This window comes from Phaeobacter sp. CAU 1743 (assembly GCF_039839315.1).
GTDB lineage: Bacteria > Pseudomonadota > Alphaproteobacteria > Rhodobacterales > Rhodobacteraceae > Phycobacter > Phycobacter gallaeciensis_A.
In genome coordinates this window covers 1-12,922 of the sequence record NZ_JBDOQR010000029.1, presented here as the reverse complement: position 1 = coordinate 12,922, position 12,922 = coordinate 1, and the positions used below count along the sequence as shown (strand labels likewise).

Here is a 12,922-nt window from a genome sequence, read left to right as displayed (position 1 = left end):
ATAGCGCGTTCGATACGCAGTGTTTGCGCATTCATTGGCCTCCTGCTAGGATTGCATGCGCACTTACCGCATACTTTCCAGCCTTTTCGGGAATACCACGCATATGCTCGATTCTACCGACACCCGCCTTCTGGCCGCGTTGCAGAAGAACGCCCACCTCACGGCACAGGAGCTGGGGGAGCTTTTGAACCTGTCACCCAGTCAGGCCGGACGGCGGCGGCAAAGGCTGGAGGCCGAAGGGTATATCCAGGGTTACGCGGCGCGGCTGGATGCGGCGAAACTGGGGCTGGCGGTGCAAGGATTTGTACAGGTGCATCTGGGCAGCCACGGCCCGGAACAATCGGCCAGCTTTGCCCGGCTGGTCAGCACCCGAGCCGAAATCACTTCAGCCTGGACCATGACCGGCGAGGCCGACTACCTGCTGAGGGTCTATTGCCGCGACCTTGAGGCGCTGAACACGCTGATCCACGATGTTCTGCTGACACACCCAGCCGTTGCGCGGGTGCAAAGCCAGATCGTAATGGCGCAGTTAAAACGCGATGCGCCCCTGCCGACTTAACGATACGGGAAGATTCTCACGCTAAAGATGCATTGCGCATGCCTAAAGCTGGGAACACCTAATGTCATTTGTCGACCGCCGTATTGAAACCCGCCCGTCCAGCGGAGAAGCCCCGTTCAAATTGAACGAAGTGTTTTTCTCTCGCACCGATAAGCGCGGAGTTATTGAGGCCGGAAACTATATTTTCCGGCGGGTTGCCGATTACGATTGGCCTGAACTGATCGGCGCACCGCACAAGGTGATCCGCCACCCGGATATGCCACGTGGCGTGTTCAAGCTGTTCTGGGACACCATTAAGGCCGACAAAACCATCGGCGCTTATGTCAAGAACCTGGCCAAGGACGGCCTGTACTATTGGGTCTTCGCCGTCGTGGTGCCCCACAAGGATGGCTATCTCTCAGCCCGGATCAAGCCGACCAGCCCGGTCTTTGAGGAGGTGCAGACCATCTACGAGACGATGCGCGTGGCGGAAGAGCAGGAAGGCCTCTCCCCCGACGAAAGCGCCGAAATCATGATGGAATGGGTGCGCAGCAAAGGGTTTGAAGACTACGATCAATTCGCAGCCCATGCTCTGTGCGAGGAATTCAAGGCCCGCGATGCGGCCCTCGGGAACCCGATGGACGAAACGCTGCTGGCGCTTGCCCGAATGCTCGACAACGCCCAGGTCCTGGTTGATCAGACCGAAGGTCTGGTCAAGGATTTCGACGCTATGCACACGATCCCCCACAATCTGCGGGTCATCGCATCGCGTATCGAACCCGCCGGCGGTCCAGTCACCGTCCTGTCCCAGAACTACGGTTCCATGTCGCGAGAGATGTCCGATTGGTTCGCCGCCCATGTGATGGGCGAAAACAGCACCTTTGCCACCATCAAATCCACCGTCAACACCAGCCTGATGGTGCAATGCATCACCCGCATGCTGCAGGAGTGCGACCAACAGCTGAGCATGGAACGCCGCGCCCTGGGCGAGATCGATATGGCGCATGAACGCGCCGTTCTGAAGCAGATCGTGAATGACCAGCTGGACCGCAAACGCGTCGGCCAGGAAGACGTCAACCGCGAAGCAGACAGAATCATGCACGCCTGCCAGGTCATGCACCGCCAGTTCCTTGGCCTCAGCTCGACCCGGGTGCTGTGTAAGATCGAAAGCGCGCGCCTCCCTGAGTCGGGCGAAACCTTGTCGGACATCATCGACCAACTTGGCGTCTTCCAGCGCCGGATTTCCGAGCGGCTGGAGCGGATCGAGAAACTGTCCGGCGACATCCGCATCCACGAGAAATAACACCATGCCCGGGCCTGTCGCGGAACAGGCGCAATAGGCCCGGCCTACATCCCCAAGTCGCCCTAACCCGTTGCCAAGGCGGCTGTCGCTTGCCATACCTTCGGCATGGACGCGTTTCTCTACCAAGCCTCGATTTACCTCGCCGCCGCCGTCATCGCGGTCCCCATCGCAGCGCGCTTGGGGCTCGGTTCGGTGCTGGGATATCTTGCAGCTGGCATCCTGATCGGACCAGTCTTCGGCTTTGTCGGCTCTGAAACCCAGGACCTGCAGCATTTTGCCGAATTTGGCGTCGTGATGATGCTGTTCCTGATCGGCCTGGAGCTTGAGCCGCGGGCACTCTGGGCCATGCGGCACAAGCTATTGGGTCTTGGCGGTTTGCAAGTCCTGTTCAGTACCCTGGCCCTGATGGGCGCTGCCATGGCCGCCGGGGAGCCGTGGCAGGTGAGCCTTGCAATCGGCCTCGCGCTATCGCTTTCCTCAACCGCGATCGTGCTGCAGACCCTGTCGGAAAAGGGCCTGATGCAGACCGGCGGCGGACGGGCCAGCTTCTCGGTGCTGCTGACGCAGGACATCGCCGTCATTCCGATCCTTGCTTTCCTGCCGCTGCTGGCGACCACCGGTGGCCCGCAAATCGGCTCCGACGGGTCGATCCAGCGCGCCGCCGAGGCCGGTCACAACGGTGGGCATGGCTCGCTGTCTCTGGTTGAAGGCATGCCCGGCTGGGCCGTGACCCTGATCACCATTGCCGCTGTTGCCTTTATCATCCTGGCCGGGATCTATCTGACCCGCCCGCTGTTCCGCTTTATTCATGCCTCCAACCTGCGGGAAATGTATACCGCGCTGGCGCTGCTGATCGTGGTCGGAATCTCCTTCCTGATGACGCTGGTCGGCCTGTCCCCGGCGCTTGGTGCCTTTCTGGCCGGTGTGGTTCTGGCCAACTCCGAGTTCCGGCACGAGCTGGAAAGCGACCTCAACCCTTTCAAGGGGCTGCTTCTGGGGTTGTTCTTCATCACCGTCGGCGCCGGGATCAACTACCGCCTGTTTCTCGCCAGCCCCGGCGATCTGATCGGCCTCGCGTTGCTGGTGATCGTCGCCAAGGGGCTGGTGCTCTATTTCGTCGGCCGCGCCTTCGGCCTGCGCCGCCGGGCACATTGGCTGTTCACGCTGGGGCTGGCGCAGGCAGGTGAATTCGGCTTCGTGCTGCTTGCCTTTTCCCGGCAGCTCAACGTTATCCCGCCCGCCCTGTCGGAAAAACTGTTACTGATCATCGCCCTGTCGATGCTGATCACGCCGCTGCTGTTCATTGCCTATGACCTGTTGTCCAAACGGTTGGGCGAGGCGCGGGTGGAGCATGCCCCGGATGAAATCGACGAGGAAGGCCCCGTGATCATTGCCGGCATCGGCCGATTTGGCCAAATCGTCAACCGGCTGGTCCGCGCCAGCGGCTTCAAGACGGTGCTGCTCGACAACGACATGGAAGCCGTTCAACTGATGCGCCGTTTCGGCGTCAAAAGCTTTCTTGGCGATCCGACCCGGCCCGAGCTGCTGAAGGCCGCCGGCATTGCAAAGGCCAAGATCCTTGTGGTCGCGCTGGATGATCCGGAGAACACCGTGAAACTGGTGGACTATGTGCGGCGCAACTACCCCGATATCCACATCATCGCCCGGGCCTATGACCGGCATCATGTTTTCGACCTGTATCAGGCCGGTGCCAATGACATCGTGCGGGAAATGTTCGATAGCTCCCTGCGTGCCGGGCGTTACGTGCTGGAGCGGATCGGCCTCAGCGAATATGAGGCCGCGCAGGCCGAACAGACCTTCTATGCCCATGACCGCCTGACCATCCGCGAACTGGCCAAGCACTGGGTGCCCGGCACTCCGGCCAGTGAAAACAAGGCCTATATCGCCCGCGCGCGAGCTGGAAAAGGATCTGGAGACGGCCCTTTTGGAACTGGCCGAGCAGAAGGACCAAAAGTCCTCCTGATCGCGGCCAGATCGCCCGGCTGAGGGCCCATTAGCCGTCGGTAACGCCCGCCTCTGCAAAGGTTGCCATACCGCTGTGGCAGGCGATGGCGCCTTTCAGGATCTGAATCGCCAGAGCCGCACCAGAGCCTTCGCCAAGGCGCAGTCCCAAGGTAAGCAGCGGCTCCTTGCCCAGCTTTTCAAGCAACATCACATGCGCCGCCTCTGCGCCCTTATGGCCCGCCACCGCGTGATCGAGCGCGCCCTCATGCGTTTTCAGCAGGCAGGCCGCTGCGGAACAGCAGATATAGCCATCCAGGATCACCGGAATGCGCAGCATCCGGGCCGCCGCGATGGCACCGGCCATGGCGGCAATCTCACGCCCGCCAAGACATGCCAGCGCATCCAGACCATCCTTGATCTGGGGACCATGCAGGGCGACGCCCTCGGCCACCACCCGGCTCTTGTTGGCCAGCCCGGCATCATCGACGCCGGTGCCACGCCCGGTCCATTCGGCTGCAGCGCCGCCGAACAACGCGCAGGACAGGGCCGCCGCAGCGGTGGTGTTGCCGATGCCCATTTCGCCCACCACCAGCAGATCCGCCGTGGGGTCCACCGCCTCCCAACCCGCCTGCAAGGCGCTGAGCAGCTCAGCCTCGCTCATCGCGGGGGCCTTGGTGAAATCCTGCGTTGGCCGGTCAAGGTCCAGCGCATGCACATCCATGCGCGCTCCGGCGAATTCGGCGAGCTGATTGATCGCCGCCCCGCCATGTTCGAAATTCAGGACCATCTGGGCGGTCACCTCGGCCGGAAAAGCAGACACACCCTGCCCCGTAACGCCGTGATTACCGGCAAAGACGATCACCTGCGGCGCGGTAATGGCTGGTCGGTCGCTGCCGCGCCAGCCCGCATACCAGATCGCAAGGTCCTCCAGCCGCCCCAGTGCCCCGGGTGGTTTGGTCAGCTGCCCATTGCGCGCCTCGGCGCCCTGCGTTGCGGAGGCATCTGCTGCCGGTGCCGCACCAAGCTGGGCACGAAAGTCATCAAGAGAAGATATCTGGGGCAGCATGGATCAGCCTCGTTGCATAGGGTTACGGTACGCGGGTAAAGCGATTGGGCACCTGTTTAACCGCTCGCCCCCCCGCTGCAAGTCCCGCAAGAGGCCCGCAAATGCGAAAAACCGACATCCGCGCAGCCGACATTCCCCTGGCGCTGGTTCTGCTGACCCGACTACCCCTGCCGCACCTGTCGGCAGAGGCGTTCAAACGGCAATCGGCAGCAGTCTGGGCTTTTCCGCTGGCGGGCGTCACCGTCGCCTTGCCCGCCGCGATTGCGGCCAGCCTGGCCCTCACGCTTGGCCTGCCGCCTTTGGTTGCCGCCGGGCTGGCGCTGGCAGTGCAGATCCTGCTCACCGGCGCCATGCACGAGGATGGCCTAGCCGACACCGCCGATGGGCTGTGGGGCGGGTTCGAGCAGGCGCGTCGGCTGGAGATCATGAAGGACAGCCAGATCGGCACCTATGGGGTGCTGGCGCTGATCCTTGGGCTGGGGCTGCGCTGGGTGGCGCTGGCCGCCCTTTTGGAGACCGCAGGCCCCTGGCCGCTGCTGGCGCTGGCCATGCTCAGCCGGGCTGCCATGCCGGTTCTGATGTACGCCTTGCCCCATGCGCGCGCCGATGGCCTGTCTCGCAGCGTCGGACGCCCCCGCGCCCTGCCCGTTGTGCTGGGCGGGGTTCTGGCACTGGGTCTGGCGCTGCCATTCATCGCCTTGTCGCAGCTCTTGGCCGTGGCCGTGATCATGGCGCTGGTCACGGCAGGTCTTGGCGCGCTGTCGCGGGCCAAGATCGGCGGTCAGACCGGCGATATTCTGGGCGCGACCCAGCAACTGTGCGAGCTTACCGGCCTGCTGGTTTTGCTGACGCTCTGAGGGGTCACTCGACGCCGGTGGTCAGGATCTTCAGCTGTTCGCCGCAATGCTTGCAATGGACCGCATCGATATCGTGCCGCGTCAGGCCACATGTCGGACAGGTATAGCGCACCTTCTGCGGCTGAAAGATCGCCTGCGCCAGACGCACGAACAGCGCCACCCCCACCACCATGACAAAAACCGAAAACATCTTGCCCGCCGGAGAGGCCATGGTGATATCGCCAAACCCGGTGGTGGTCAGCGTCGCAACGGTGAAATAGAGCGCATCCACATAGGGCGACTGGGTCTGAGTCTCATCGATAAAGAAGATCAGCACCGCCATGGCGGTGGCAAAGATGAACACGAAGAGGTTGACCCCGGCCAGAAGCGCATCCTCGTTACGGCGGAAGAATTCGCTGTCGCGGCGCAGGTCGCGGAGCAGATGGTAGGAATGGATGAGCCGCAGCGCCCGCAGGATCCGCAAAAAAGCCAGGCTGCCGGAGAACAACGGATCCAGCAGCAGGGTCACGATCACCGTCACATCGGCCAGCGTATAGATCTGCCACAGGAAGGCCTTGCGGTTACGGGCGATCCACAGCCGCGCCGCCAGATCCAGCCCGATGATAACGCCGAGCAGCTGGCTGATCGCGATCAACACTGGGCCATGATCGACATGCGCCGTGGCAATGAAGAACAGGATCGACAGCGCATCAAAGATAATGATGCCATAGCGGAACCGCACCGCACCGGGCGAGGCGCCCTCGTAAAGGGTGTTGATGCGTTTCTTCAGGTTCTGCATGCCCGCTGTGCCCCTGCTCTGCCCCAATCCTGGCTCAACAAAACATCCGGAAAAACAAAGGGCCGCGCAACCCGGCGCGGCCCTTTGTTTTTGCATGTGTCTTTCGGTGTCCGGCTGTTTCCGGCAGCCTCAGGCCGCAGCAGCGCGTGAGGTCAGAACCTCATCCACCTGTTTAGCAGCCGAGATTTCGTCACCATCGGCAACGGCAGCCACTTCGCGGGTCAGACGCTCCAGCGCCGCCTCGTACAGCTGACGCTCGGAATAGCTTTGCTCGCGCTGATCGTCGGTGCGGTGCAGGTCGCGGACCACTTCGGCGATGGCGATCAGATCGCCGGAGTTGATCTTCTGTTCGTATTCCTGCGCGCGGCGGGACCACATGGCCCGCTTGACCTTGGCCTTGCCCTTGAGGGTCTTCATGGCCTGGTTGATCACATCGGGAGAGCTGAGCGAGCGCATGCCCACTTCGACCGCCTTGTTGGTCGGCACCCGCAGGGTCATCTTGTCCTTTTCAAAGGTGATTACGAAAAGCTCCAGCGCAAAGCCGGCCACTTCCTGCTCCTCGATCGAGATGATCTGGCCGACACCATGCGCCGGGTAAACCACATACTCATTGGGGCGGAATTCGAGCTTCTTCGATTTTGTCATACAGGTCTTTCCTCGCAATAAGCCGGATGCATGTTCCGGCACGACAACGACAAAGAGTGGTCACCGGCTCACTTACAGTGATCCGCGCGCCACGCGATAGTCGCAGAAAATCTGCCCGTAATGCATGAATGGGCATTCAAACAGTCGGGCAACATCTCGTGTTCTGTTCATCTCGGAGACAGATCATACCACAAAATCGGGGTATTCGGAAGGCACCCTTACAACGCCGGGCAAACACCTGCGTGTTATAGGCGATTCGGACCTAATCTATGCGTTTCACATGCTGCCACACCCAAATGAGGCAAAAACCCGCGAATCGCGTGAAAACCAGAGGATCAACTGGCAGAGCTCAGCTGCTCAGCCGCCCTCGCCAGGAGCTTCGGAGAAGTATTTCTCCATCTTGCCCTCTTCGCCGTCGCGGTCTTCTGCGCCGGGCATCGGGTCTTTCTTGGAGACGATCACCGGCCACATTTCGGAGTACTTGCGGTTGAACTCGACCCATTTGTCCATGTCCGGCTCGGTATCCGGACGGATCGCGTCGGCCGGACATTCCGGTTCGCAGACACCGCAGTCAATGCATTCATCCGGGTGGATGACAAGCGTGTTCTCGCCTTCGTAGAAACAGTCTACAGGGCAGACCTCAACACAATCGGTGTATTTGCAGGCGATGCAGTTTTCCGTAACGACATAGGTCATAGTGCCAGGTCCCGTTTTCTGTTTGGCGTCTAGCTAATCCAGAGCGGCGCCATCTTCAAGATGTCAATGGATGTCGCCCCTGCGGGTAAGATCAAGCGCCCTGCGAGATTTCTTATCAGGGCGGCCCTTTCCCTCAAAGCGCGGATTGGCCGGAACGCTTTCCTGTTTTTCGGTCATGTCGAAATACAGGGTTTGTGCTTCAGGCGCCGGTCCGCGCCGTTCGCCGATGGCTTCGACACGGACAACCCGAATCTGCCGCCCCTGCGGAAAGGTCAGAACGTCACCCGGGGTGACGTTCTGAGCCGGTTTCGAGATCTTGTCGGCATTCAGGCGGACGTGACCGGCGCTGACCTGTTTCGCGGCCAGGCTGCGGGTTTTGAAAAACCGCGCATGCCACAGCCATTTATCGATACGGATCTTTGCCGCGCCCTCCTGCATGGCCGGATCAGTCGCCCTGTTTCAGCCCCATCAGCGCCGCGGCGAAGGGGTTGTCGGGATCGATCTTCTTTTCTTTCTTCGGCGGGCGGGCAGAATAGGTCTTGCCGCCCTGCTGCTGAGGACGTCCGCCTTTCTTGCCACCGGGTTTGCCGCCACCGGCGCCGCCTTTGGCACCGCGGGGTTTGCCCTTGCCGCCACCGGCATTGCCACGGGCGTCCTGGCCTTGCTGGCCACGGCGCTGACCGCGGTTGCCGCCCTGACGGGCACGACCGCCCCAGGTGAAAGTATAGAAGATCTCGACTTCAGGCGCCTCAACAGAGGCATCTGCCGCTTCACCCACCGGGGTTTCATTCTCGGCGACCTCAGGCACGGGTTCTTCCGCTGTAGCATCCGAACCGGTTTCCGCAACCGGCGCCACACCTTCGTCGGCGATGGCGGCGGCTTCAGGCACCACATCTGCGGCAGGCGCAGCGCCCTCACCCGCAGGCGCAGCAGCCGGGGTATTTTCCGCGTCCGCCGCGGCATCCATGACAGGCTGGCCTGCCGCGGGCGTGCCGGTTTCAGCGACAACTGCATCCGCCGGTTTGACCTTTTCGCGTTCGCCCTTTTCGGCGCGATAGCCAAGGCCCTGCATCAGGTCCGCGAATTGCTCCAGCGTCATACCGGTAATCGACAGCATGTCGGGCTTGGCTTCGAAACCGCCGCGGCTGTCTTCGGCGCGCAGCATGTCGGCCAGCCGTTCCAGCATATCGATGCGGATCATCCGCTCACCCGCTTCGCGGTAGCCGGACATTGTGTCATAGCCCTGCGGTGCGTCTTTCAGCGCGGGCACGGTCACCAGACCCGGAGGCGGTGCCTCGGGGAAGTCCTGCAGCCCGTTTGCCAGCGACCACAGCACCAGACGCAGACGCGTCGGCGCCGGCTTCAGCAGCAGCGGCATGAAGATGGTGAACTGACCGAACCGCACACCGTGCTTGCGCAGCGCGCCACGGGCGTCCTGGTCCAGATCCTTGACCTCCTGCGCGACGGTGTGGCGGGGCAGCAGGCCCAGCGCCTCGACCATGCGGAAGGCAAAACCACGGGCCAGCCCGTTCAGTTCCTCGTCCTTTTGCAGGTTCAGCAGCGGTTCAAACAGCGACTGAACCTTGCGGGAGATGAAATGCTGTAGGCGGCGTTCGACCTTTTGCGCAACCTCGGTCCCGGCTGCATCGTCTACAAAGACCTGCACGCCAGGGGTCAGCGGATCGGCACCGGCGACCAATTTGCCGATGGCGCTGTCGCCCCACATGAGGCCACCCTGTTCGGTAAAATCAATTTCGGTATCGGGCGCATTGTAGAACCGGTCTGCCCGCAGATGAAAATGCGGAGCGAGCGCCTGCAAAGACGCGGATTTCAACGCCTTCGCTTCAGCACCTTCTGCGCCCTTGTCAGGCGAGAACCGGAACCCTTCGAGCCGTCCGACGAATTCGCCTTCGACGGTCACTTCACCCTTGTCATTCACTTCGGCCAAAAGGGCCTCCTTCTGCTTGAGCCGGCGCAAGAGCACGGATGTGCGCCGGTCCACAAATTTTTCAGTCAGACGTTCGTGCAATGCGTCCGACAACCTGTCTTCTACAGCGCGAGTCTCATTCCGCCAATGGATTTCGTCACGCAGCCAGCCTTTCCTTTGTGCCACATAGGTCCATGTGCGGATAAATGCCAACCGTTTGGACAAGGCATCGATATTTCCGTCCGTCCGGTCGATCCGCTTGATCTGGCGGGCCAGCCAATCGTCGGGCACGACGCCGCCGCCGTGCAGGTGATTGAAGATCCCCCGCAACAGCGACGCATGTTCGGCATGGCTTATACCACGGAAATCGGGAATTCGGCAGACATCCCACAACAGCCGCACCGAAGGCGCATTGGTGGTCCGGGCCAGAATATCGGGATCCTGCGACAATGCTTTCAGCGCGCCAAGGTCATCGGCCTCGCGCGCCTTCATCAGGAATTCATCCTGCGGCGCCGCCTCAAGCGAGCGGATCAACGCCTCGACAGTACCGAATTGCAGCGCGGAGGAGCGCCAGTTCAGCTTTTTCAGCGGCGTGAAACGGTGCTCCATGATCGCCTGCGCCGTGCCTTCATCCAGCGGGCGGGCATCGCCGGTCACCCCGAAGGAACCGTGGCTCATGCCGCGCCCGGCGCGGCCTGCGATCTGGGCCAGCTCGTTTGCTGCCAGCGGCCGCATGCGGCGGCCATCGAATTTTGATGTCGAGGCAAAGGCGACATGGTCGATATCAAGGTTCAGCCCCATGCCGATGGCATCGGTGGCCACCAGATAGTCGACCTCACCATTCTGATAGAGCGCCACCTGCGCGTTACGGGTGCGCGGGCTGAGCGCCCCCATCACCACCGCCGCGCCGCCCTTCTGGCGACGGATCAGCTCGGCGATGGCATAAACGTTATCGACCGAGAAGCCGACAATAGCGGTGCGCGGCGGCATCCGGCTGATTTTCTTCGATCCGGCATAGACAAGATCGGACATCCGTTCCCGGCGCACGAATTCCACACCCGGCACCAGCGCTTGAATCGGCCCGCGCATGGTATCGGCGCCCAGAAACAGCGTCTCATGGGTGCCCCGCGCCCGCAGCAGCCGGTCGGTAAAGACATGGCCTCGTTCCGGATCGGCGCAAAGCTGGATTTCGTCGATGGCGAGGAAGTCACAGCCCATCCCCTCTGGCATCGCCTCAACGGTGCAAATCCAGTATTGCGCGCGTGGCGGCACGATCCGCTCTTCACCGGTCAGCAGCGCCACCACAGAAGGGCCGCGCGCCGCGACGATCTTGTCATAGACCTCGCGCGCAAGCAGCCGCAGCGGGAATCCCATGATCCCCGTCCGATACCCCAGCATCCTGTCGATTGCGTAATGGGTTTTGCCGGTGTTGGTCGGTCCCAGGACCGCCGTCACCCGTGATGCGTTTGCCATAGCACCGCCCCTGCCCCGGTCGGGGCCTAGAGTTCCTTGCCCTCGACCAAGGGCGCCAATCGGTCGAGCGCCTTGGTTACTTCCTGATGCGTCGGATGTATAGCCTTGGCGCGCAAATAGGCGGCATAGGCATTCTGGGGGTCGCGGAACTGTTCAAAGATGGTGCCCAGCGCGTAGATCGCGTCGTAATTATTGGGGTTCAGCGCCAGGGCATGCTCCAGATCCGCCACCGAGGGACCATAAAGGCCGATGACGAAATAGGCGCGCGCCCGCTCATACCAGCCACGCGCGAATCCCGGCGCGTGATCGGTCAGCGCGGTCAGATGCTCGATTGCCTCTTCTGTGTCGCCCCGCTCCAGCGCCCGGACGCCGCGCGTCAGCAGCAGATCCATCGCAGGCGAGCCGCTTTTGCGCCACAGCGCCTGCAGCTCACGATCGATGGCAGCGGCATCGGCGGGATCCGCCACCGACAGCTCTGCCAGTAGCGCCGCCTCATCCGGGGCACCGGTTCCGACCTGTGCCAGAACCGCCGAAGGCAGGGAAAACGTGACTGTCAGCGCCGTTGCCGCCACGATAGCTTTGAGGTTCGGAACATTTGCAACCATGATGACCCTCAGTGTAACCCCGTGCATCGCATTTTCCAGTGCCGTAGACGAAAGCTTCACATAAAAGTGCGATGCCCCTGCAAATGAGCGAGGAAGACCCGATGAGCGACACCCTGACACAAGCCGCCGCAGCCCTGAATGAAAAACTAGATGCCGCCGGCTTTGACGGCAGCGCCAAGTTCCAGATCGAAGACATGGGCCCGATCGTGCTGGACAGCGACGGTGCACGGATCAGCGACGAAGAAACCGATGTCACCATGTCCGCCGATGCCGAAACCTTTGAGGCGATCCTGTCCGGTGAACTTAACCCCACCAGCGCCTTCATGACCGGCAAGCTGAGCGTTGACGGCGACATGGGCACCGCGATGAAACTGGCCTCGGCCCTCGCCTGACCACACCGACCTGAATGATGGAGACCCGCCCTATGGATCTGACCCCTGCCCCGTATTTTCGCGATATCGCCGATGGTCCGGAAGGGGGAGAAGCCCATTGGGTGACCACCGAAGATGGCCTGCGCATCCGCGTGGGCCATTGGCTGCCCGATGGTCTGCCGCGCGAGGCGATCAAGGGCACGGTGCTGATCTTTCCCGGACGCACCGAATACATCGAAAAATACGGCCCTGCAGCCATCGACCTGGGTCGGCGCGGCTTTGCGACGCTGGCCGTGGACTGGCGCGGACAGGGGCTGGCCGACCGGATGCTGGACGACCGGCGTCTTGGCCATGTTCAGCATTTCCCCGACTTTCAGCAGGACGTCGCAGCAGTGGTGCAACTGGCGCAGCAGCTTGACCTGCCGAAGCCCTGGTTCCTGCTGGCTCACTCCATGGGCGGCGCCATCGGGCTGCGCGCTCTGATCGAAGGGTTGCCGGTCAAGGCCTGCGCCTTTACCGGGCCAATGTGGGGGATCCAGATCCCCGCCGCCATGCGCCCCGTCGCACGCATCTTAGAGTCTGATTCAAAACTTTTCGAGTGAATTCATTGTCTTGCGAGCATCCGCGTGACGCGGCGGATGTGTGCGATTGTGACCCAAGCTGCCGCGCTGGCGATGGATTTTTCCCAATCCTTCGAT

At 62.0% G+C, this 12,922-nt stretch carries 11 protein-coding genes and 3 pseudogenes; 6 read left to right on the top strand and 8 right to left on the bottom strand.

The annotated features are described in order from the left end of the window. The first annotated feature begins 103 nt into the window (after window positions 1-103). The 3 genes and pseudogenes from AAFO90_RS12610 to AAFO90_RS12600 all read left to right on the top strand — a co-directional run bounded on the left by AAFO90_RS12610 (window position 104) and on the right by AAFO90_RS12600 (window position 3,825). Window positions 104-559, top strand: coding sequence for an Lrp/AsnC family transcriptional regulator (locus tag AAFO90_RS12610; RefSeq protein WP_065272987.1), 456 nt, complete (start codon window positions 104-106; stop codon window positions 557-559). A gap of 61 nt (window positions 560-620) precedes the next feature. Further along, window positions 621-1,841: a PAS domain-containing protein gene (locus AAFO90_RS12605; protein WP_347509617.1), complete on the top strand. Its 1,221-nt coding sequence runs from the start codon at window positions 621-623 to the stop codon at window positions 1,839-1,841. A gap of 105 nt (window positions 1,842-1,946) precedes the next feature. Beyond that, a pseudogene (locus tag AAFO90_RS12600) lies at window positions 1,947-3,825 on the top strand (monovalent cation:proton antiporter-2 (CPA2) family protein). A gap of 30 nt (window positions 3,826-3,855) precedes the next feature. On the opposite strand, the gene cobT reads toward AAFO90_RS12600, so the two are convergent. Continuing rightward, window positions 3,856-4,872 (bottom strand): nicotinate-nucleotide--dimethylbenzimidazole phosphoribosyltransferase, encoded by a 1,017-nt coding sequence (gene cobT / locus AAFO90_RS12595; protein ID WP_347509615.1) that lies wholly within the window; start codon window positions 4,870-4,872, stop codon window positions 3,856-3,858. 101 nt (window positions 4,873-4,973) lie between these two features. Between cobT and cobS the strand changes: the two genes are divergently transcribed. Beyond that, complete coding sequence (gene cobS, locus AAFO90_RS12590) at window positions 4,974-5,729, top strand: adenosylcobinamide-GDP ribazoletransferase (protein WP_347509614.1); 756 nt, start codon at window positions 4,974-4,976, stop codon at window positions 5,727-5,729. 4 nt (window positions 5,730-5,733) lie between these two features. Here cobS and AAFO90_RS12585 read toward each other — a convergent pair whose 3' ends face one another. From AAFO90_RS12585 to AAFO90_RS12560, 6 genes are all read right to left on the bottom strand, one after another. Then, window positions 5,734-6,507, bottom strand: coding sequence for an ion channel (locus tag AAFO90_RS12585; protein WP_274832971.1), 774 nt, complete (start codon window positions 6,505-6,507; stop codon window positions 5,734-5,736). Window positions 6,508-6,636: 129 nt separating this feature from the next. Then, window positions 6,637-7,152, bottom strand: coding sequence for a CarD family transcriptional regulator (locus AAFO90_RS12580; protein WP_065272981.1), 516 nt, complete (start codon window positions 7,150-7,152; stop codon window positions 6,637-6,639). A 357-nt stretch (window positions 7,153-7,509) separates the two neighbouring features. Next, window positions 7,510-7,848 carry a ferredoxin FdxA gene (gene fdxA / locus AAFO90_RS12575; protein WP_065272980.1) on the bottom strand — a complete coding sequence of 113 codons (339 nt, stop codon included), beginning with the start codon at window positions 7,846-7,848 and terminating at the stop codon, window positions 7,510-7,512. A gap of 63 nt (window positions 7,849-7,911) precedes the next feature. Beyond that, window positions 7,912-8,286, bottom strand: coding sequence for an RNA-binding S4 domain-containing protein (locus tag AAFO90_RS12570; RefSeq protein WP_065272979.1), 375 nt, complete (start codon window positions 8,284-8,286; stop codon window positions 7,912-7,914). A 7-nt stretch (window positions 8,287-8,293) separates the two neighbouring features. Further along, window positions 8,294-11,248, bottom strand: coding sequence for a helicase-related protein (locus AAFO90_RS12565; RefSeq protein ID WP_274832970.1), 2,955 nt, complete (start codon window positions 11,246-11,248; stop codon window positions 8,294-8,296). A 26-nt stretch (window positions 11,249-11,274) separates the two neighbouring features. Then, window positions 11,275-11,853, bottom strand: coding sequence for a tetratricopeptide repeat protein (locus AAFO90_RS12560; protein ID WP_347509613.1), 579 nt, complete (start codon window positions 11,851-11,853; stop codon window positions 11,275-11,277). Window positions 11,854-11,954: 101 nt separating this feature from the next. Here AAFO90_RS12560 and AAFO90_RS12555 point away from each other — a divergent pair, with 101 nt between their 5' ends. Beyond that, window positions 11,955-12,245 (top strand): SCP2 sterol-binding domain-containing protein, encoded by a 291-nt coding sequence (locus tag AAFO90_RS12555; RefSeq protein WP_347509612.1) that lies wholly within the window; start codon window positions 11,955-11,957, stop codon window positions 12,243-12,245. Window positions 12,246-12,262: 17 nt separating this feature from the next. Then, window positions 12,263-12,799, top strand: a pseudogene (locus AAFO90_RS12550) (alpha/beta hydrolase); the annotation flags it as partial. Between the two features lie 29 nt (window positions 12,800-12,828). Here AAFO90_RS12550 and AAFO90_RS12545 read toward each other — a convergent pair. Further along, a pseudogene (locus AAFO90_RS12545) lies at window positions 12,829-12,922 on the bottom strand (IS5/IS1182 family transposase); the annotation flags it as partial.

What these genes read in the sequence shown, in the direction of transcription:
- AAFO90_RS12580 (WP_065272981.1), bottom strand. Translation starts at nt 7,152, where the DNA reads ATGACAAAATCGAAGAAGCTCGAATTCCGCCCCAATGAGTATGTGGTT.
- AAFO90_RS12570 (WP_065272979.1), bottom strand. Translation starts at nt 8,286, where the DNA reads ATGCAGGAGGGCGCGGCAAAGATCCGTATCGATAAATGGCTGTGGCAT.
- AAFO90_RS12555 (WP_347509612.1), top strand. Translation starts at nt 11,955, where the DNA reads ATGAGCGACACCCTGACACAAGCCGCCGCAGCCCTGAATGAAAAACTA.
- cobT (WP_347509615.1), bottom strand. Translation starts at nt 4,872, where the DNA reads ATGCTGCCCCAGATATCTTCTCTTGATGACTTTCGTGCCCAGCTTGGT.
- fdxA (WP_065272980.1), bottom strand. Translation starts at nt 7,848, where the DNA reads ATGACCTATGTCGTTACGGAAAACTGCATCGCCTGCAAATACACCGAT.
- cobS (WP_347509614.1), top strand. Translation starts at nt 4,974, where the DNA reads ATGCGAAAAACCGACATCCGCGCAGCCGACATTCCCCTGGCGCTGGTT.
- AAFO90_RS12560 (WP_347509613.1), bottom strand. Translation starts at nt 11,853, where the DNA reads ATGGTTGCAAATGTTCCGAACCTCAAAGCTATCGTGGCGGCAACGGCG.
- AAFO90_RS12605 (WP_347509617.1), top strand. Translation starts at nt 621, where the DNA reads ATGTCATTTGTCGACCGCCGTATTGAAACCCGCCCGTCCAGCGGAGAA.
- AAFO90_RS12610 (WP_065272987.1), top strand. Translation starts at nt 104, where the DNA reads ATGCTCGATTCTACCGACACCCGCCTTCTGGCCGCGTTGCAGAAGAAC.
- AAFO90_RS12565 (WP_274832970.1), bottom strand. Translation starts at nt 11,248, where the DNA reads ATGGCAAACGCATCACGGGTGACGGCGGTCCTGGGACCGACCAACACC.
- AAFO90_RS12585 (WP_274832971.1), bottom strand. Translation starts at nt 6,507, where the DNA reads ATGCAGAACCTGAAGAAACGCATCAACACCCTTTACGAGGGCGCCTCG.